The 18635-nt window shown below is 72.0% G+C and carries 17 protein-coding genes and 1 pseudogene; 7 read left to right on the top strand and 11 right to left on the bottom strand.

The annotated features are described in order from the left end of the window. Nucleotides 1–143: 143 nt before the first annotated feature. Nucleotides 144–1532 (bottom strand): IS1380 family transposase, encoded by a 1389-nt coding sequence (locus AC6F7H_RS24320; RefSeq protein ID WP_500759036.1) that lies wholly within the window; start codon nucleotides 1530–1532, stop codon nucleotides 144–146. 75 nt (nucleotides 1533–1607) lie between these two features. Here AC6F7H_RS24320 and AC6F7H_RS24315 point away from each other — a divergent pair, with 75 nt between their 5' ends. Together AC6F7H_RS24315 and AC6F7H_RS24310 are read left to right on the top strand one after the other, a co-directional pair. Further along, a complete protein-coding gene (locus tag AC6F7H_RS24315) occupies nucleotides 1608–2270 on the top strand; it encodes a hypothetical protein (RefSeq protein ID WP_500762019.1) in 663 nt (220 codons plus the stop codon). Between the two features lie 343 nt (nucleotides 2271–2613). Then, nucleotides 2614–3479: pseudogene (locus tag AC6F7H_RS24310) on the top strand (AraC family transcriptional regulator). 108 nt (nucleotides 3480–3587) lie between these two features. Here the strand turns inward: AC6F7H_RS24310 and AC6F7H_RS24305 are convergent. Beyond that, complete coding sequence (locus AC6F7H_RS24305) at nucleotides 3588–4232, bottom strand: alpha/beta hydrolase (RefSeq protein ID WP_500759034.1); 645 nt, start codon at nucleotides 4230–4232, stop codon at nucleotides 3588–3590. 204 nt (nucleotides 4233–4436) lie between these two features. Here AC6F7H_RS24305 and AC6F7H_RS24300 point away from each other — a divergent pair, with 204 nt between their 5' ends. Next, nucleotides 4437–4991, top strand: a complete 555-nt coding sequence (locus tag AC6F7H_RS24300; RefSeq protein WP_500759033.1) for a DoxX family protein — start codon at nucleotides 4437–4439, stop codon at nucleotides 4989–4991. Between the two features lie 236 nt (nucleotides 4992–5227). After that, a complete protein-coding gene (locus AC6F7H_RS24295; protein ID WP_500759032.1) occupies nucleotides 5228–5668 on the top strand; it encodes a DUF6314 family protein in 441 nt (146 codons plus the stop codon). Here the strand turns inward: AC6F7H_RS24295 and AC6F7H_RS24290 are convergent. The 3 genes from AC6F7H_RS24290 to AC6F7H_RS24280 form a co-directional block, all read right to left on the bottom strand. Beyond that, nucleotides 5650–6243: a histidine phosphatase family protein gene (locus tag AC6F7H_RS24290; protein ID WP_500759030.1), complete on the bottom strand. Its 594-nt coding sequence runs from the start codon at nucleotides 6241–6243 to the stop codon at nucleotides 5650–5652. The two genes, AC6F7H_RS24295 and AC6F7H_RS24290, sit on opposite strands and share 19 nt — an antisense overlap. Before the next feature lie 138 nt (nucleotides 6244–6381). Beyond that, entirely contained in the window at nucleotides 6382–6825 is a 444-nt protein-coding gene (locus AC6F7H_RS24285; protein WP_500759029.1) for a GNAT family N-acetyltransferase, read from the bottom strand. A 57-nt stretch (nucleotides 6826–6882) separates the two neighbouring features. Next, the gene (locus tag AC6F7H_RS24280) at nucleotides 6883–8352 is read right to left on the bottom strand and encodes an aminotransferase-like domain-containing protein (protein WP_500759028.1); all 1470 of its coding nucleotides are present in this window, start codon (nucleotides 8350–8352) and stop codon (nucleotides 6883–6885) included. Here AC6F7H_RS24280 and AC6F7H_RS24275 point away from each other — a divergent pair. Both AC6F7H_RS24275 and AC6F7H_RS24270 read left to right on the top strand, forming a co-directional pair. Further along, on the top strand, nucleotides 8351–9343 hold the full coding sequence (locus AC6F7H_RS24275; protein WP_500759026.1) for a DMT family transporter: 993 nt from the start codon (nucleotides 8351–8353) through the stop codon (nucleotides 9341–9343). The two genes, AC6F7H_RS24280 and AC6F7H_RS24275, sit on opposite strands and share 2 nt — an antisense overlap. A gap of 149 nt (nucleotides 9344–9492) precedes the next feature. Next, a complete protein-coding gene (locus AC6F7H_RS24270) occupies nucleotides 9493–9687 on the top strand; it encodes a DUF1918 domain-containing protein (protein WP_109380432.1) in 195 nt (64 codons plus the stop codon). Between the two features lie 21 nt (nucleotides 9688–9708). Here the strand turns inward: AC6F7H_RS24270 and AC6F7H_RS24265 are convergent, their stop codons facing one another. Continuing rightward, the gene (locus tag AC6F7H_RS24265; protein WP_500759024.1) at nucleotides 9709–9891 is read right to left on the bottom strand and encodes a hypothetical protein; all 183 of its coding nucleotides are present in this window, start codon (nucleotides 9889–9891) and stop codon (nucleotides 9709–9711) included. A 406-nt stretch (nucleotides 9892–10297) separates the two neighbouring features. Here AC6F7H_RS24265 and AC6F7H_RS24260 point away from each other — a divergent pair, with 406 nt between their 5' ends. Further along, nucleotides 10298–11158, top strand: a complete 861-nt coding sequence (locus tag AC6F7H_RS24260; protein WP_361459332.1) for a 3-hydroxybutyryl-CoA dehydrogenase — start codon at nucleotides 10298–10300, stop codon at nucleotides 11156–11158. A gap of 50 nt (nucleotides 11159–11208) precedes the next feature. Here the strand turns inward: AC6F7H_RS24260 and AC6F7H_RS24255 are convergent, their stop codons facing one another. The 5 genes from AC6F7H_RS24255 to pheS form a co-directional block, all read right to left on the bottom strand. Continuing rightward, nucleotides 11209–11754, bottom strand: coding sequence for an NUDIX hydrolase (locus tag AC6F7H_RS24255; protein WP_500759023.1), 546 nt, complete (start codon nucleotides 11752–11754; stop codon nucleotides 11209–11211). A gap of 181 nt (nucleotides 11755–11935) precedes the next feature. Beyond that, nucleotides 11936–13276 (bottom strand): NsdA family TPR-like regulatory protein, encoded by a 1341-nt coding sequence (locus AC6F7H_RS24250; protein WP_500759022.1) that lies wholly within the window; start codon nucleotides 13274–13276, stop codon nucleotides 11936–11938. 276 nt (nucleotides 13277–13552) lie between these two features. Next, nucleotides 13553–14602 (bottom strand): PP2C family protein-serine/threonine phosphatase, encoded by a 1050-nt coding sequence (locus AC6F7H_RS24245; protein WP_500759020.1) that lies wholly within the window; start codon nucleotides 14600–14602, stop codon nucleotides 13553–13555. Nucleotides 14603–14854: 252 nt separating this feature from the next. Continuing rightward, nucleotides 14855–17365, bottom strand: a complete 2511-nt coding sequence (gene pheT / locus AC6F7H_RS24240; protein WP_500759018.1) for a phenylalanine--tRNA ligase subunit beta — start codon at nucleotides 17363–17365, stop codon at nucleotides 14855–14857. Continuing rightward, complete coding sequence (pheS, locus tag AC6F7H_RS24235) at nucleotides 17365–18486, bottom strand: phenylalanine--tRNA ligase subunit alpha (protein WP_500759016.1); 1122 nt, start codon at nucleotides 18484–18486, stop codon at nucleotides 17365–17367. Before pheS ends, pheT begins: the two co-directional genes overlap by 1 nt. Nucleotides 18487–18635: the final 149 nt, after the last annotated feature.

The following is an 18635-nucleotide window of genomic DNA, read 5'->3' as shown; positions in this document are numbered from 1 at the left end:
TCCACCGCGTGATCTTTGATCGCGCGGTGTGATTGGTTTCGGGGTGGATTTTCGGTTCCGGGCAGGGCGGGTTTCCGGATGGCCGTTCCGGTGGCGGGTTCTCCGAGGTCTTCCAGATCGTGGACGGGCGGGGGTCCGGTTGGTCAGGTCTGCATCCGCTGCCCGGTGGCGGTCCACAGGTCGGTGAAGTCGTCGGCCCAGCGCCAGCGTTGGGGCAGATGCAGCACTACTCGTCGTCCCGGGCGGGCGATGCGGGCCGGAACGGCGATGAGATGACGGCGGATCGTGCCGGTCCGTGCCCGTGCGTGGAAGGCGGAAGCGAGGTGTCCGGCCGCGCGGGTGAGGTTGTAGGCGGTGGCGGCCAGGGTGAGCCAGGCCGCGTTCGCGGTGAACTTCCCCGAGGGCAGGTGGGCCAGGGCGGAGTCCTCCAGATCGGCGAAGACCTGTTCCACCGCGGCGTGAGCACGATGCATGGGCTCGGCGTCGGTGAGGACGAAGGTGCTGTCGGTGAAGACCACATGATGGCGCCAGACCGCGAACAGCTCACTTTGTCCGTCGGGCACCGTCTTCGGGTTCAGCCGCTTCACACGGCGGACGATCAGCCGGGCGGTGGTGTGGAACTGCTTCTTCTTGCTGGTGAACGCGGTGAACGGGATCTCGGCGATCTCGGCGTCGGAGATCCAGCGTTCCTCCTCGGCGTCCCAGATCGCGTCGGTGTACCGGATCGGTGTCCAGGTGTCAGGGGGCATCGTCTCGATCGCCGTGCGGATCGTCTTGGTGACCGCGACGGCCAGCGAGAAGCGGGCGCCGGCCCGACGGCAGGCGGCGACGACCTTGTGGGAGAAGAACGCCGAGTCGGCGCGCACGATGATCTGCGCGGTGATCCCCATGGCCCGCACCGTGGTCAGCGCCTCGCGCAGCAGACTCGCCGCCCCCTTGCCGGAGCCGGCCGAGCCCCTGCGCAGCCTGGTGGCGACGATGACCGGCGCGCAGGTGGACGTCTTGACCGTGACGATCTGGAAGTGCAGCCCCCGGACCTTGGTGTAGCCGAACGAGGCGCCCTGCTTGGCCGGGCCGTAGACCTGCTTGACCTTGGAGTCGATGTCGACGAACACCACCTCGTCCGTCGTGGGCACCAGTCCGGTGTGGGCGGCCAGGTTGCAGGTGAACGCGCGTGTCGCGGACTGGAGTTGCCGGACGTGTCCCCAGGTGAAGGCGCGCAGGAAGGTGCCCAGCGTGGACGGTGCCCGCACCCCTGCGAAGAGCTTCCGCAGCCCTCCGTGCCGCAGGACATCCAGGTCGTCGATGGAGTCGGCGCCGGCGGCCATGCCACCCACGATGCTCATCGCCTTCGCGTCGGGGACCGTGCCGGCGCCGTTGGCCGCGCCGGCCAGTTTGACCTTCTCGGCCACCAGAGCCGGCAGGCCGCACCGCTCGGCCAGCCGGATCACCGGGACCAGTCCGGCATGCGCGATGAGATTCGGCTCGTCGAACGCGGCAAACACCCGCGCCGGGCTGTGGGACGATTTCACTTGAGAGGTGCCTTGCAGGTCGGGACCGATGGAAGCGTAGGAACTCCCATCATCCCAGGTCAGCGGGCACCTCTTCTGATTTCTCCGTCCACGGCCCGTCCGCTACGCGGTGGATCCAGGCTGAGCCGCCGGGCCCAGAGGTTCGTCGAGGTGGACGGCATCCGTGTCCCCCCGCAGGACATCCGGCGCCACCGCGACGCGTGGATCGAACGAGAGATTCCCGCTGCGGAGATCGACCGGGCCGCCGACTTCCAGGACCGCTGGGGCGGCCTCGCCCTGCCGCCTGCCCCGTTCTACGAGGGCGGCCCGCGCATCCTGGACGCCGACTGTCCCGAGGGGTCGGCCGCAGAGGGCTGGTCGTTTCCGGCGGGGAACTGCCGGGTGTCCATGGCCTACGGATTCATGATCGGCCCCGACGGCGCGTTCGGAATCGATGCCTACCGCTGGACACCTCTACATGCCAGCACAGACGGATGGGTGGAGTCCTTGGCGCTCGCCGCCCATGCCACTCGCTGGGCCAAAGCCGTCACAAGAATCAAGGGCAAGGCCGTCAAGTCATTGGACCTGGGGGGCTACGAGCTGGTGCCCGAAGTACAGGGTGTGACGGACACCTGGTGGCGAGGCGAGGACTCGCTCATCGCCCTCTACCGAGGCGAGGCCGTCGGCCTTGACGCACCTCAATGCCTCGAAGCCCACGTCTACGAAGGCCTCGACGAGTGGGGGCTCTACGGCGGCTGACCGTCGGCGCCGCCGGATCTGAGCACCTATTTCGCTGGACGGGCCAACTATCGCACTCAGCCACAACAGGTCATCAACATCGACACCCCGGCGCTCACACACAGTGAACAGGCATGCTCATGATCCGCCAACTATCCCGCTCAAGATCTGCCAACAAAAATTCTCCAAGCCCGCCTGACCTGCACGATTCGGACCAAGATTCGCCAACTAAAAATCTCGGTCACAACAGCGTCGTGGCGGGGCCGGCACGCACACCCGACTCGATCGGGCACAGGATGTCGGGTCCGGCGGGACGCCTGCCGCCCAGCGTGTCGACCGCAAGCAAGAAGGAAGGAGACCGGGCGTGCTGGAGCGGCTCGACCAGGCCATGGAGCAGATCGAGCAGGGCCTCGACCGGCCCGTCGAGGTGGCGGGGCCGGCACGCACCGCGATGACCTCGGAGTACCACCTGCGTCGGATGTTCTCCGCGCCGGCGGGCATGCCGTTGTCGGAGTACGTCCGGCGTCGGCGGCTGACCGTCGCGGGTGCCGAGGTGCTCGCCGGCCGTGAGCCGCTGCTGGAGATCGCGGTGCGCTACGGCTCCGGCTCGGGGAGGCGTTCGCTCGGGCGTTCCGCGCCATGCACGGTGTCGGTCCGGGCGAGGCCCGGCGCACCGGCTGCACGCTCGTCTCCCCGCCCCGGTCGACCTCCCGCCTCACCGTCGAAGGGAACAGCAGCATGCGCTATCACTCGGTCGACCGTCCGGCCTTCACCGTCGTCGGCCTCAAGGCTCGGGTGCCACTGGTGCACTCGGGGCCGAACCAGGCGATCATCGACTTCGTCCGCGGCATCGAACCGCGGACCGTGGAACGCCTGGAGCAGCTGTCGGACCAGGAGCCGCAGGGCATCGTCGCGGTCTGCGACGGCCTGGACCCCAGCCACGCCGAGGGTACCGAACTCGACTACCACCACGGGGTGATCACGTCGGCGGCCGCTCCTGAGGGAACGACGTCACTGGCCGTCCCGACCGGCACCTGGGCGGTCTTCACCACCTCCGGACCGGCCCCACAGGCCATCCAGGAGCTGTCGCGGGACGTGTTCACCCAGTGGTTCCCGTCGAACCCGTACCGCAGCCGCCCCGGCCCGGAAATCCTGCGCACCCGCCTCTCCCCGGACAGAACCGAAGCCGACGCCGAACTGTGGCTCCCCGTGGAGCGGGAACAGGATTGAACACGGCACCGGGCCCGTGGCCGCCGAACGTACGAGCGCTTCAGCCGACAGCACGGGACGGCTGAAGCGCTCAACACCACGCGCCGTCCCGGCCACCGTTCGCGGGGCTCAAGCCACCTCGCCCCACGCGCGCCGCAGGAAGGCCGAGGCGTCGGTCAGTTCCTGGAGGGCGATGGAGTGGCCCAGGCCCGGGTAGCGGTGCTCTTCGAGGTGGGCACCGGATTTTTCGCGGAGCCAGGCGCCGGTCCGGGTGACGAGGTCGGCGGGTATCACCTGGTCGGCGGTGTCGCGGCCCCAGAAGACCGGCACCCCGGTCAGGCGGCCTTGACCCTCGGGCAGACCCGCGTCCCACGGCAGGGTGCCGGACAGGAGGACGGCGGCGGCGAACCGCTCCGGGCGGGCGAGCAGCAGGCCGCCCGCCATGGCCATGCCGCCGGAGAAGCCGAGGAGTGAGACCGAGGTGTGCTCGGCGGCCTCGCTGTCGAGCCAGTGGAAGAGCCAGTCGGCGGTGGCCGCGATGGAGTCCGGCAGGGGGCGCCCGATCCCCCGGTTGGCGAACCACGCGTATCCGCCGCCCTCGGCCAGCGGGGCGCGTACGAAGGCCACCGTGGCCTCCTGCGGCAGATGCGGCGCGAGCTGCGCGAACGACGCCTCGTCCGCTCCCCGCCCGTGCAGGGCGACGACGAGCGGTGTGCCGGGCCTGCGGTCGGGTTCGACGGACCAGCTGACCGTGGGGGCGGCGGTGTGGGGCATGGCGGCGACTCCTTGGGCGGCGTGGGGCAGACACAGGTTTCGGCTCGGGGCCGAGCACGCTCGAGCGTACCCACACTGCTTGAAAGTTGAAGCAAGGGCTATGGTTGGTTTAGCTTGAAGCTTCAAGTTTGCCGGGGCGGGGCGTCGCTCAGTGCCGCGCGGCGCCCCCACCGTCTTCGCCGTCCCCTTCCGAGGAGTCCCCCCATGGCCAGTGCCACCACCTTGTCCCGCCCCGCCGCCGCGACGTCCGGCCAGGAGGGCCCCGCCGCCCCCGCCCGCGCCTACGACATCGGTCTGCTGGTCCTGCGTCTCGTGCTCGGCCTGACCATGGCCGTGCACGGCGCCCAGAAGCTGTTCGGCTGGTTCGGCGGGGGCGGTGTCGAGGGCACCGGCATGTTCTTCGGGTCCCTCGGCTACCCCTCGCCCGAGGCGTTCGCCGTCGTGGCCGGGCTCACCGAGACCCTCGGCGGGCTCGGCCTCGCGCTCGGCCTGTTCACCCCGCTCGCCGCAGCGGCCGTCGCCGGCACGATGGTCAACGCGATCGCCGTGAAGTGGGGCGGCGGCTTCTTCGCCCCGGAGGGCGTGGAGTACGAGCTGCTCCTCACCCTGGCCGCGGTGGCGCTCGCCCTGACCGGCCCCGGCCGGATCGCCGTGGACCGGCTGCTGCCCTGGCTGCGCACGCACCGCCTCACGTACGGCGTCGCCGCGGTCGTGCTCGGCGCCGTGGTGGCCGGCGTCACCCTGCTGCTGCGCCACTGACCCGGCGGGTGGTTCCCGGTCGGCGCCGGGTGCGGGCCGCCGTCCCCGTGACGGCGGCCCGCACGCCACCGAGGCCGATCACCGTGCGGGCCTCGGCCCCGCACCGGGCCCGCCCCCGAGAAGTCGTACGCTTGCCCTTCTCCCTCCGGAGGCCGGTTTCGAACAGCAGGACAGGAGAAGGCAGAAGCACGTCAATGGTTCGTGCGGCGACGGACACGAGGGGGGAACTCAATGGGATGGACGAGTTCTGGCCAGTACCGGACGCACTGGCCTACCTCGGCGGACGCTGGCGGGTGACCCGGACCGTACGGGACCTCGCGAGCGGCGACCTGGGGCGCTTCGAGGGAACCACGCTTTTCGGCCCGCTCGAGGACGGCGGCCTGCTGCACCAGGAGTCCGGCACCTTCATCTGGCAGGGTGTCCCCCGGCCCGCCGAACGCACCCTGCGCTTCCTCCCCGGACCCGGCGGTGCGGTGGACGTGCAGTTCGCGGACGGCCGGCCGTTCCACGACCTGGATCTCTCGACGGGCCGGTACGTCGCCGACCACCCCTGTGCCGCGGACCTCTACCGGGGCGAGTTCACCGTCCACGACGAGGACCACTGGTGGACCCTCTGGCGGGTGCGCGGCCCGGCCAAGGACCTGGAGCTGGACACCGGCTACGTCCGCGTGCGCTGAGGAGAGACCCCCTCGATGCGCAGGCTCCAGCGGCCCGCCTGCCCGGTGACGCTGACTCGCGACAGCGCGCGGACGTCGATGTTCCAGTAGGTCGCGGGCGGCGCCTTCAGCGCGTACACCAGCGCGGCGCGGATCACGGAGGGTTCGGCCACCGCCACGACCCGGAAGTCCTCCTCCAGCGGCCGGGTGTCCAGCCAGCCGCCCACGCGGGTGATGAAGTCCAGCAGCGATTCCCCGCCGTGCACGGTAGCCCGCGGGTCGGCCAGCCAGACGTCCACGGCCTCCGGCTCCCGGGCCATCGCCTCGCCCAGGGTCAGCCCGCGCCAGCGACCCATGTCGCAGTCGCGCAGGGCGAGCTGGACCAACGGGGCATAACCGAGCCCGTCCCCGGTGGCACGGCTGCGCGGGTTCGGCGAGCAGTACCGCAGGTCGGCCGCGGCGAGCGGCAGCAGCTCATGGGCGACGCGCTGCACCTCGCTCCACCCGGCCCGGTCGAGTGGCCGGTCGTCCTCGAAACGCTCGGTCAGCCGCGAGGAGTTCCCCGCTGCGGCAACGAACGTGACCCGAAGTGCCATGCCGCGATCGTCGGCCCCCCGGGTGAGCAAATCAAGGGGTCCGGCCGGGGTGTTACCGAGCGTCCACCAGACCTTAAGCGCAGATCATGACCTACCGGGCAAGTGCCGCGATACGCCTTCCCCTTCGCCTCACCGCCCTCACTCGAGCTCGAGGGGGAGCGCCATGAAGTGGTCGGGCCGGTCCAGTGCCCGGAATCCGAGCCTGGCGTAGACACCGTGTGCGTCGTGCGTGGCGAGCAGGATGCGCCGCAGTCCGCACGGCCGTAGTTCCTCCCGTACGGCGGCCACCAGGGCCGTGCCGAGCCCCTTGCCCCGCACCGACGGGCCGACGTAGACATCGCACAGCCACGCGAAGGTCGCCCGGTCGGTGACGACCCGGGCATAGGCCACCTGGTCCCCCGACAGCGTCTCGTACACACCGAAGTTGAGCGAGCCCTCGATCGCCGCGTCATGCTTCTGACGGGACCGTCCGAGGGCCCAGTACGCGTCGGTGGACAGCCAGTGGTGCACACGTCCTGCGTCGATCCGGGCGGGGTCCGTGGAGATCTCGTAGCCCTCGGGCAGGCTCGGTATGGCTCTCATGGCCGAATATTCGCAGGTCGAATCCGGCTGGAACGAGCGCTTTTCCCGGTACACCGGTCAGCCCAGTACCTCGTCGCAGGCGGTGCGCAGTCGCCGTACGCCCTCCGTGATCTCGCCGGCGCCCGCGACCGCCGCGAAGCTCAGCCGCAGATGGGCGGCCGAGGGCTCGGCGCTGAAGTACGGGCGACCGGGGGTGACGGCGACGCCCGTGCGCAGGGCCGCCGCGGTGAGCGTGGACTCTCCTCCAGGGCCGAAAGCCTGGGAGGTGCCCCCGGCGCCGTCGGGCAGGCGCAGCCAGAGGTGGTAGCCGCCCGCCGGGATGTGCGGCAGGACGAGTTCGGGCAGGCGGAGCCGGAGCGCGGTGGTCATCGCGTCCCGACGGGCCCGCAACTCGGCGGAAACCGACCGCAGATGGCGCGGCCAGGCGGGCGAGCCGACGAGTTCCAGCGCAGCCTCCTGGAGGGGCCGGGGGACGAAGAAGGTGTCGACGATCTGGATGGCCCGCAGCCGCTCCAGCACCGGCCCGTGCGCGGCGAGGGCGCCCACCCGGAAGCTCGGCGAGGTCGCCTTGGTGAGCGAGCGGACGTGAACGACGACGCCGTCGGGATCGTCGGCGGCCAGCGGGCGCGGCACAGGGCCCGCGTCCTCGTGGACCAGGTGCCGGACGAAGTCGTCCTCGACGACGAACGCGCCGGCCCGGCGTGCGATGTCCAGCACCTCACCGCGTCGTTCGGGCGCGAGCACGGCACCGGTGGGGTTCTGGAACAGGGGCTGGCAGACGAGGACCCGGGCGCCGGTGGCCCGGAACGCGTCGGCGAGCAGCGTCGGCCGCACCCCGTCGGCGTCCACCGGAACGGGCACCGGCCGCAGTCCGGCGGCGCGGGCGACGGCCAGCATGCCGGGGTAGGTGGGTGACTCCACGAGGACCGGGGCACCGGGCGGGGCGAGTGCGCGCAGGGCGGTGGTCAGCGCGGACTGACCACCCGCGGTGATCAGCACCCCCGCCGCGGTGACCGCACCCCCGACACCGCGCGCGAACCACTCGCGCAGTTCCGGCAGCCCTTCCATGGGCGGCCTCCCCCAGGCGCCCGGCCTGCGCCCGGCCCGGGACAGGGCCGCCGCCATCGCTTGCTCCGGCTGCAACGACGGGTGCAGATAGCCGCCGTTGAACTCGATCACCCCGGGCGCCGGAGCGGCGAGGGAGACCAGGACCCCGGAGGCGTCCACCGAGCGCGGTACGAGGTCGGCTGCGCCGTCCGCGCTGAGCGCGACCTCCTGCCAGGAGGTGTCCCCCGCCGCGGCGGCAGGGGCCACAGGCCGGTCGGCGCGGAACGCGCCCGCGCCGGGCCGGGTCACCACCAGCCCCTCGGCGGCGAGCTGCGCCAGCGCCCGCGAGACGGTCACGGGACTCACCCGGAACCGCTCCACAAGGGCTCGACTCGACGGGAGCTTTCCACCGGACGAGTAGCGGTCCAGCTCCCGTCGCAGCTTCTCTGCCAGCTCAGCGACACTGCTACGCTCATGCATGAGAGCACAGAGTAGCGCTACTACCGAGGCCCCGATAGCGGTCACCGGACGTCGGGAGCGCGTCGGCTTCGGCACCCTGCAGGCCGCCCTCGGCGTCATCGCCTTCTCGCTCACCTTCCCGGCCACCGCCTGGGGACTGGAGGGCTTCGGCCCCTGGTCGCTGGTGGCCGTACGCAGCGTGCTGGCGGGGCTGATCGCCGGCGGCTGTCTGCTTGCGGTGGGGGCACGGGGCGTGGGGTCGGGCGCTGCGGGAGGGTCCTCGCCCGGGCGGGTTCCGGCGCGGTGGCGCGTGCGGCGTGTTCCGCTGCCCGCCCGCCGGCACTGGCCGGGGCTCGCCGTGGTGGCCATCGGCGTCGTCCTCGGTTTCCCGCTGCTGACCACGCTGGCCCTGCAGACGTCGACCACCGCGCACGCGGCCGTCGTGGTCGGGCTGCTCCCGCTCACCACCGCCGCGTTCTCCGCCCTGCGCGTCGGCTCCCGCCCCTCGCGCACCTTCTGGGCGGCCGCGTCGGCGGGTGCCGTAGCGGTGCTGGCCTTCACCCTGCGGCAGAGCGGCGGCGCGCTGACCACGGCCGACCTGTACCTCTTCGCGGCGCTGGTGGTGTGCGCGGCCGGGTACACGGAGGGCGGCAGGCTGGCCCGGGTGATGCCGGGGTGGCAGGTGATCGGCTGGGCGCTGGTGCTGTGCCTGCCGCTCGCCGTACCCGCCGCCGCCCTCGCGCTGGCCGTCGAGCCGGTGCGACTGACCGCGCACAGCGTGGCCGGGGTGCTGTGGGTGGCGGCAGGTTCGCAGTTCCTGGGCCTGGTCGTCTGGTACCGGGGCATGGCGGCGATCGGCATTCCCCGGGCCAGCCAGCTGCAGCTGGCCCAGCCGCTGCTCACCCTGGTGTGGTCGGTGCTGCTCCTGGGCGAGCATCTGACGGCGGCGGCCCCGCTGGCGGCGGCCGCTGTGCTGGTGTGCATCGCCGTCACCCAGCGGGCTCGCACCTGAGGAGCGGCACGGGCCGCGGAGACGCGGCCCGCCGACGTACGGACCCCGGGAGCGCGGGACCGTTCCCGTGCGGGGCGTGCCGGGTGGTGCGCCGCGCCGTAGACTCGAAGCCACGGACCGCTGCTCCCGCACTTGGTGAGGAGACCCCGATGCGCGCAACTGTGGGCGACCAGCTTGTCCAGCACGGCAGGGTGGTCGGTCAGCACGACAAGGTGGCCGAGATCGTCGAAGTGATGGGCCAGAAGGGCGATCCGCCCTACCGCGTCCGCTTCGAGGACGGGCACGAGGCCGTGTGCTCACCCGGCCCCGATTCCGAGATCCGGCACAAGAACCGTCAGCGATAGCCCGGCGACCGCCGGGGTGGTTCAGCGTGGAGGTGTCGCCGGCCGCCCGTAGTGGTCGGCGACCACCCGCGCCATCGCGCCGACCGGGTCGGTGCTCAGCTCCCGGGCGGCTGAGAAGACGTGCCCGCGTACCTGCGGGCGCTCCTCGGCGAGCGTGAGGTGCTGGGAGAGTTCGGCTCCCGGTTGGCCACGGTCGCCAGCCACATGCCCCGCATCTCCCCCGACGCCGCTCCCCCGTCCCCCCGCCGCACCCGAGGGACCGGGCCCCGGCCGGGTCCGGCCGGCCGAGGCGGCCGTCATCATCGTCACGGCCGACAGCGCAGCCGTCGCGAACGCCCTGCGTGGCACTCGTCCCATTTCACGCCCGCCACAAAAGCCGCGATCCGCCCGATCGCGGACCTTTTCCTGCTCGGCATGCCCGACCCGCACGATCGATCATCGATACTTCCGGGTAGCGTGCACGAACGGAGCAGGGCGCCGCGAACCGGCGGCCCTGCCGGAGCCGCAGAGCACAGCCAAGGGGCAGAGCCGTGGAACAGAGCGGTGGCACAGCGGTAGAACAGAGCCGTAACAGCGCAGACGGACCGCGCAGGGAAACAAAGGGGACGATGTGACCGACATCGAACGCGTCGGAGTGGTGGGCTGCGGGCAGATGGGCGCGGGAATCGCCGAGGTGTGCGCGCGCGCCGGACTGCACGTGATGGTCGCGGAGACCACCGGCGAGGCCCTGGAGATCGGCCGTACCCGGCTGTACAACTCCCTCACCAAGGCGGCCGAGCGCGGCAAGATCACGGCGGAGGAGCTGGAGTCCGCCCAGGCCCGGCTGAGCTTCACCACGGACCTCGGCGAGTTCGCCGACCGCGACCTGGTGATCGAGGCCGTCGTCGAGAACGAGCAGGTCAAGACGGAGATCTTCCAGGTGCTCGACCAGGTGGTGACCCGGCCGGACGCGATCCTGGCCTCCAACACCTCCTCCATCCCGCTGGTGAAGCTGGCGGTCGCCACCTCGCGGCCCGACCACGTCATCGGCATCCACTTCTTCAACCCGGCCCCCGTGCAGCAGCTGGTCGAGCTGATCCCGGCGCTCACCACCTCCGAGGGCACGATCAGCCGGGCGCAGATCTTCACCGAGAAGGTGTTGGGCAAGCACGCGATCCACGCCCAGGACCGTTCCGGGTTCGTGGTGAACGCGCTGCTGATCCCGTACCTGCTCTCCGCGATCCGGATGTTCGAGTCGGGCATCGCCAGCCGTGAGGACATCGACAACGGCATGGAGATGGGCTGCGCCCACCCGATGGGGCCGCTGAAGCTGTCCGACCTGATCGGCCTGGACACGGTGGCCTCGGTCGCGCACTCGATGTACGAGGAGTACAAGGAGCCGCTGTACGCCGCTCCCCCGCTGCTCCAGCGCATGGTCGACGCGGGCCGTCTGGGCCGCAAGACCGGTTCCGGTTTCTACAGCTACGGCTGAGGGACGCTTCGTGGGCCCGGCTCCCCGAGGGGGTGCCGGGCCGTCGGGTGTCAGGGCCTGCCGTCCTGGCCGAGCCTGAGATGGTGCAGCAGCAGTAACGCGGCCGCCATGTTGGCCGCCGGGACCTCGCCGCGGGCGACCAGGTCGGGGACCACCTTCAGCGGCACCCACTCCCGGCGGTCCGACTCGAAGTCGTCCACCGGGTGTCCGACGTACTCGCCCTCGTCGGCCCAGTAGATGTGGTGCCGGGCGTCGGTGAGCCCATTGGACGGTTCCACGCTCATGAGGTGGTGCAGGGGTCCTGGCCGCCAGCCGGTCTCCTCCTCCAGTTCCCGGGCCGCCGCCCGGACGACGTCCTCGCCGTCCTCGACCACACCGGCCGCGAGCTCCCACCCCCAGCTGTCGGTGATGAAGCGGTGGCGCCACAGGAGGAGGACCTCGTTGGCCTCGTTCACCACCGTGGCCACGGCGACAGGCCGCAGCCGGATGAGGAAGTGGTCGAGATGCCGGCCGTCCGGTAGCTCGACATCCGCGAGATTGACGCTGAACCAGCGGTTCGAGTACACGATTCGTTCGTTCTGCTTCGTCCATTGCACGGTTATGCCACCTTCCGCTGAGTGAGTGGCAATATCGCAGCAGCAGCGGTCCGGCAGCAGGCGCACAGGAGGCCGCCCACGACGCAGCAGACGGCGCGACGCGGGCGCACTCCGCGGCCACCTGCGGCGGGCCACCGGGACCACCGTGCGCGCGGCCGGGCCACCGGGCACGCGCGGCGGGCTACAGCGGTACGCGCAGGGCGCCGTCGATGAGTTCGGCCGCCTCGCCGGTGCCGGCGCAGCCGTTGCGCAGCAGGTGCTCGCGCACGGCGCGCAGTCTGTCGCGCAGCCGCTGCGACTCCATTCCACGGGCCTGCTCGGCCATCTGCACCGCGATGGCGACCGCTTTGTCGGCGTTGCCCTGCCGCAGTTCGATGGTGCTCAGCATGGCGAGCCGGTGCACCCGTCCCCGGTCGTGCGCGGGGTTGTCGACGGCGGCGGCCGCGTGCTCGCCCGCCGCGGCCAGCTCGCCGAGGCTGAGCAGCGCCTCCGCCACCTGCACGTTGACCAGGCCGGGTTGGACATAGCCGGTCTCGTCGGGTTCGTGGCCGCGCCGGATGCGCTCGGCGGCCTGCTCGGCGCGCCGGATGCAGGACAGCGCGCTCGTGCCGTCGCCGAGGTGCGCGTACGCCTTCGCCTGCATCGCGTACAGGTCGGAGGCGAGGGCAGGGGTGATGTGCTTGCCCGCGGCGCGCAGCGCGGCCTCCGCGAAGGCCACGGCCTGCCGGTACTCCCGCATGAACAGCGACTGGTTGACCAGAAGCGCGATCACGTACGCGCCAAGTCCACGGCCCCCACTGGCCTTTGCCAGCCGGAGCGCCTGGTGGAAGTAGCGCTGGGCGAGTCCGTGCGCGTCGGAGTCGTACGCGCAGATCCCCGCGACCGCCACCAACCCGCCGGTGGCCCGGTGCAGTTGACGGCCGGTGGAATCGGTGTAGCTGCCGCGCAGCAGCGGGGCGGCCTCGGTGTTGAGGAAGCCGACGATGCGGGCGCGGGTCGCGACACCGCCGGCCTTGCGGTACATCTGCTCGTAGTGGGAGCGGGCGGAGCGCAGCATGTCCAGGTCGCCCGGTGTGACCCGGTGCCGGCCACCACGTGAGACGTCCACGTCCTCGGGCGGGTTCTCCCACTCCCAGACGGGCATCACGGCGGGGGTTCCGGTGAGCGCGGGCGCGCCCAGTATGTGCGGACGCCGCTGCTGGTCGGAGCGCCACAGTGCGGTGGCCCGCTCGACGAAGCCGGAGAGCGAACCGGGGTGCGGGGCGGACGGTCCGCCGGGGACACCGAGGCCGATGTCGTCGAGGGTGACCTGGCGGTGCAGCCGGACGGCCAGGACCTCGCAGATCAGGTCGGGCACCTGACCGCGGGGCCGCTGCCCCTTCAACCAGCGGGCCACGGCGGTGTGTTCGTACCTGAGTGACAGTCCGCGTGCCCGGCCGGCCTGGTTGACGTGCGCGGCCAGACCGGCGTGCGAGATGCCGGCCTCGTCCAGAACCGCGTCGAGCAGAGTGTTGGGCTGCATGAGGTCCCCCGGAGGATCGGTGCCGACAGAGTAGTGGCCGGGTGTTCACACGGGGTGTGAACGAAGTGCCCGGATCCGCAGCGTGTGCGCGCTGTCGCGGAGAGCTTCCGGACGGTTGACTGAGGTGCCTCGAAAGAGGCCGGCCGGGCCGTCGGCTCCCCCTCGTACAGTGCGGCGGCCCGTGTCCGCGCCGTCCGCCCAGCTGCCTGCCCGACATTCCGTGGCGGGGCGGACGGCCCCGCCGGCTGTCCGCGCACGCTGCCGGGGGGGCGCACACTATGCGGGGAACTGCTGGTGGCTGACCGCGTGCGGGTCCGTCGTGATCGACCGCGGGGATTCCGGCGCGATCGAGGGGGCGCGCGGAGACGGGCGCTCGTTCCTGAGGACCATGAGCGCGATGTCGTCCTTGGGCGGGCCGCCGGTGTGGCGGGTCAGCGCCGTGAGGACCGTGCGCAGGACCGCCTGCGGTGTGCGCGGTGCCTCGCGCGCGACTGCGGCGAGCACCTCCGGCAGCGGGAAGAAACGGCCTCCGGCGTCCCGCGCGTCCTCGGCTCCGTCCGTGTGCAGGACGAGCATGTCACCGGGCAGCAGTCGTCCGCAGGGGACGGTGGGGAGCTCGGCGGGCAGCGGGAACGGGCCCAGCGGCGGGTGCGGATCGGCGCGGGCGAGCGGTTCGGCCCGCGCGCCGCGAAGCAGATGGGGCCAAGGGTGCCCGCAGTTGAGCGCCCGGACCTGCCCGTCCGGGAGGATCTCGAGCAGCAGTACGGTGACGAACTCCTCGGCGACCTGATGGCCGTCGGCGGCGCCGACGGCTGCCGAAAGGTGCTCGGCGCGGGCCCGCTCCCGCAGGTGCCGGTCCATCGCCCGCTCCAGTCGGCGCAGCACTCCGGCCAGGTCGGGTTCGTCGTACGCGGCCGCGCGGAAGCAGCCGAGGACGGCGGTGACGGTGGGGACGGCGCCGAGCCCGTGGCCGCGGACGTCGCCGATGACCGCCCGTACGCCGTACTCGGTGGCGACCACCTCATACAGATCGCCGCCGAGCCGGGCGCCCCGGTCGGCGGAGAGCTGGACGGCGGCGACCGCCAGTCCGTCGACGCGCGGTGGCGGCCGCAGCCTCCGCTGCGCGGTGCGGGCGATCGCGCGGGTCCGCCGCAGCTCCCGCAGCAGGCTCTGCCCGACGTGCAGCGCCAGTCCGGTGCCGATGGCGCTCAGGGCGGTGGGTGGCAGTCCGCGGGCGAGCACCCGGCACAACGGGCAGCGGTCGGGATTCCATGAGGTGGTCCTGGGCCGCCCCGTGCGGGGCGGCCCAGCCTTGAAGCGGATCATGCCGATGGCCCCCCACTTGTGGCCCAGACAGCGCAGACCGGCCTCGGAGAGGCCGGTCTGATTCTTTCGACCACATGATCCGATCCGGACGTATCGACCGAAAAGTCACCCGAACGAGTGAGGTGACTGGCGGTAACAGAGCGGTAACAGATACGTGAGAGAGCTACGTGCCCCAAGAGCGCACGGGAACTCGAGCACCCCCGCGAAAACCCGAGGACCGGCCCCGAAGGGCCGGTCCTCGGGAGGAACCCACTAGCCGCGAAGGACCGCCCCGGTGCGCTCGCCCGCGAGAGCGACCGCCGTCTCCCGGGCCGCGGACGCCTCGTCGACCGTCAGCGTCCGGTCGGGCGCGCGGAACCGCAACGCGTACGCCAGGGACTTGCGCCCCTCACCCAGCTGCTCGGCGTTCTCGTACACGTCGAACAGGCGGATGGACTCCAGCAGTTCGCCGGCGCCCTCGCGCAGTGCCGCCTCGACATCCGACGCCGGCACGAACGCGTCGACGACCAGCGCGACGTCCTGCGTGGCGACCGGGAAGGTGGAGATGCCCGGCGCCTGCGGGGTCTCGTCGCCGGCCTGCTCCAGGACGTCCAGGTCGAGCTCCATCGCGCAGCTGCGCGCGGGCAGACCCAGGGTCTTCAGCACGCCCGGGTGCAGCTCTCCGGCGTGTCCGATCACCCGCTCGGTGCCGTCGACGACGACCGCCAGCTCGGCGCAGCGGCCCGGGTGCCACGGGCCGTACTGGCCCTTGCGCACGACGAGTTCGGCGCCCGCCTCGGCAGCGACGGTGCGGGCGGCCTCGATCGCGTCGGCCCAGTCGGCCGGGCGGCCCGCGCCCCACCAGCCGGCCTGCTCGCGGGCACCGGCGAGGACCGCGGCCACGTGTCGCGGCTGGTCCGGCAGCGCCGCGTCGAGGCCGGCGAGCTCCTCGTCGGTGGGGCGCCGGTCCACCGGCAGCCGGACGGCGGTCCGCTGCTCCTCGCGCGGGAAGAAGACCAGGCCGGTCTCGAACAGGGCCAGGTCGTGCGAGCCGCGTCCGTCGTTGCGCCGCAGCGCGCCGAGCAGGCCGGGCAGCAGCGAGGTCCGCAGCGCGGGCTCCTCGTCGCTGAGCGGATTGGTCAGCTTCACCACCCGGCGGGCCGGGTCGTCGGCGTCCAGGCCGAGCTGGTCGAAGACCTGCTCGCTGACGAACGGGTAGTTCGGCGCCTCGACGTATCCGGCGCCGGCCAGGGCCCGGCCGATCCGGCGGTGCAGCCGCTGCCGGGAGGTCAGCCCGCGGCCGGCGGGCGGCCTGGGCAGCGTGGCGGGCAGGTTCTCGTAGCCCTCGAGCCGGATGACCTCCTCGGCCAGGTCGTTCGGGTCGGTCAGGTCGGGCCGCCAGGACGGCACGGTGACGATCAGCTCATCTTGGCCGTAGACGTCGCAGCCGACCTGCTGGAGGCGGCGCACGACGGTCTCGCGGCCGTAGGCGACGCCCGCGACCTTGTCAGGGTGGTCGGCCGGGATGGTGATGGTGTGCGGCGCGGTCGGGGCGACGACCTCGGTGACGCCGGCCTCGGCGGTACCGCCGGCGAGCAGTACCAGCAGGTCGACCGTGCGCTGCGCGGCAGCGGCGGCGGCCTGCGGGTCGACTCCCCGCTCGAAGCGCCGGGACGCCTCGGAGGACAGCTTGTGCCGGCGGGCCGTGCGCGCGATCGACACCCCGTCGAAGTGCGCGGCCTCGATCACCACGTCGGCCGTGGCGTTCTCGTTGTCGTGGTCGGCGATCTCGGTGTTGGCGCCGCCCATGACGCCGGCGAGCCCGATCGGGCCGCGCTCGTCGGTGATCACCAGGTCCTCGGCGTCGAGGGTGCGCTGCACGCCGTCGAGGGTGGTGAGCTTCTCGCCCGGCTCGGCCCGGCGGACGCCGATGGTGCCCTGGACCAGGGAGCGGTCGTAGGCGTGCAGCGGCTGGCCGAGCTCCAGCATCACGTAGTTGGTGATGTCCACGGCGAGGGAGACCGGGCGCATGCCGGCCTTCTGCAGCCGGCGCTGGAGCCAGATCGGGGAGCGCGCGTCGGGCCTCAGGCCGGTCACCGTGCGGGCGGTGAAGCGGTCGCAGCCGGCCGGGTCGGAGACCTTCACCGGGTAGCCGAAGGCGTTCGGTCCGGGCACGTCGAGCAGGGCCGGGTCGCGCAGCGGCAGACCGTAGGCGGTGGCGGTCTCGCGGGCCACGCCGCGCATCGACAGGCAGTAGCCGCGGTCCGGGGTGACGGCGATGTCGAGGACCTCGTCGACCAGCTCCAGCAGCTCGATCGCGTCCTTGCCGACCTCGGTCTCCGGCGGCAGCACGATGATGCCCTTGCTGCCGTCGTCGCCCATGCCCAGCTCGTCGCTGGAGCAGATCATGCCGTGCGAGACCTTGCCGTAGGTCTTGCGGGCGGCGATCGCGAAGCCACCGGGCAGCGTGGCCCCGGGCAGGACCACGACGACCTTGTCGCCGACCGCGAAGTTGCGGGCGCCGCAGACGATCTCCTGGGGCTCACCGGTGCCGTTGGCCCGGCCGACGTCGACGGTGCAGAAGCGGATCGGCTTCTTGAAGCCCTCCAGCTCCTCGATGGTCAGTACCTGGCCGACGACCAGGGGACCCTTGAGGTCGGCTCCGAGGTGTTCGACCGTCTCGACCTCGAGGCCGGCCGAAATGAGTTTGGCCTGGACGTCGCGGCCGGTCTCCGTTGCCGGCAGGTCGACGTACTCCCGCAGCCAAGAAAGCGGGACCCGCATCAGATCTCCATCCCGAACGGCCGGGTGAACCGGACGTCACCCTCGACCATGTCTCGCATGTCCTCGACGTTGTGGCGGAACATCAGCATCCGCTCGATGCCGAACCCGAAGGCGAACCCGCTGTACTTCTCGGGGTCGACGCCGCAGGCGGTGAGCACCCGCGGGTTGACCATGCCGCAGCCGCCGAGTTCGATCCAGCCCTCGGAGGAGCAGGTGCGGCAGGGGCGGTCGGGGTTGCCGACGGACTCGCCCTTGCAGACGTAGCAGAGCATGTCCATCTCGGCGCTCGGCTCGGTGAAGGGGAAGAAGTTCGGCCGCAGCCTGGTCTTCATGCTCTCGCCGAACAGCGACTGCACCATGTGGTCCAGGGTGCCCTTGAGGTCCGCCATGGTCAGGCCCTCGTCGACGGCGAGGAGCTCCACCTGGTGGAAGACGGGGGTGTGGGTCGCGTCCAGCTCGTCGGTGCGGTAGACGCGGCCGGGGCAGATGACGTAGACCGGCAGCTCGCGGTCGAGCAGGGTGCGGGCCTGCACGGGCGAGGTGTGGGTGCGCAGCACGACCCCGGACTCGGTGCCGCCCTTCGGGCCCTGCACGAAGAAGGTGTCGTGCTCACCGCGGGCCGGGTGGTCCGGACCGATGTTCAGGGCGTCGAAGTTGAACCACTCGGCCTCGACCTGCGGGCCCTCGGCGACCTCGTAGCCCATGGCCACGAAGATGTCCTCGATGCGCTCGGACAGCGTGGTCAGCGGGTGCCGGGCGCCGGCCGGTACGCGGTCGTGGGGCAGTGTGACGTCCACCGCCTCCTCCACCAGTACGCGCGCGTCGCGCTCGGCCTCGAGCTCGGTCTGACGGCCGGCGAGGGCCTTGTTCACGGCACCGCGCGCCTGGCCCACGCGCTTGCCCGCGTCGGCCTTGGCGTGCGGGGGCAGGGCGCCGATCTCGCGGTTGGCGAGGGCCAGCGGGGAGGCGGCGCCGGTGTGGGCGACCTTGGCCTCATGGAGCGCGTCGAGGGAGTCCGCGGCGGCGAAGGCGGCGAGCGCCTCGTCCCGCATGCGCTCGATCTCTTCCGGTTTCAACGCCTCGACCTCGACTGGGTCGTACGACTTATTGGGTGCCGACATCTCTTCCCGTACTTCCGTTTGGCTGGCTGATGGTCCCCGTCACCGGCTCGTGGACGAAGCGTCTTTCGTCTGCGGGACACAATGGTGGCCAGAGGCCGAGTCTAACGGGGTGAGGGCAGTCGAATGCGCCCGTGGGGCCCTGGGTGCGC

Source organism: Streptomyces sp. MMS24-W38 (genome assembly GCF_059889265.1).
This window is presented reverse-complemented; position numbering and strand designations above follow the sequence as displayed.

Coding starts and splice junctions, on each gene's coding strand:
- AC6F7H_RS24305 (WP_500759034.1), bottom strand. CDS start 4,232: ATGCCCCACACCGCCGCCCCCACGGTCAGCTGGTCCGTCGAACCCGAC.
- AC6F7H_RS24300 (WP_500759033.1), top strand. CDS start 4,437: ATGGCCAGTGCCACCACCTTGTCCCGCCCCGCCGCCGCGACGTCCGGC.
- AC6F7H_RS24295 (WP_500759032.1), top strand. CDS start 5,228: ATGGACGAGTTCTGGCCAGTACCGGACGCACTGGCCTACCTCGGCGGA.
- AC6F7H_RS24290 (WP_500759030.1), bottom strand. CDS start 6,243: ATGGCACTTCGGGTCACGTTCGTTGCCGCAGCGGGGAACTCCTCGCGG.
- AC6F7H_RS24285 (WP_500759029.1), bottom strand. CDS start 6,825: ATGAGAGCCATACCGAGCCTGCCCGAGGGCTACGAGATCTCCACGGAC.
- AC6F7H_RS24275 (WP_500759026.1), top strand. CDS start 8,351: ATGAGAGCACAGAGTAGCGCTACTACCGAGGCCCCGATAGCGGTCACC.
- AC6F7H_RS24280 (WP_500759028.1), bottom strand. CDS start 8,352: ATGCATGAGCGTAGCAGTGTCGCTGAGCTGGCAGAGAAGCTGCGACGG.
- AC6F7H_RS24270 (WP_109380432.1), top strand. CDS start 9,493: ATGCGCGCAACTGTGGGCGACCAGCTTGTCCAGCACGGCAGGGTGGTC.
- AC6F7H_RS24250 (WP_500759022.1), bottom strand. CDS start 13,276: ATGCAGCCCAACACTCTGCTCGACGCGGTTCTGGACGAGGCCGGCATC.
- AC6F7H_RS24245 (WP_500759020.1), bottom strand. CDS start 14,602: ATGATCCGCTTCAAGGCTGGGCCGCCCCGCACGGGGCGGCCCAGGACC.
- pheT (WP_500759018.1), bottom strand. CDS start 17,365: ATGCGGGTCCCGCTTTCTTGGCTGCGGGAGTACGTCGACCTGCCGGCA.
- pheS (WP_500759016.1), bottom strand. CDS start 18,486: ATGTCGGCACCCAATAAGTCGTACGACCCAGTCGAGGTCGAGGCGTTG.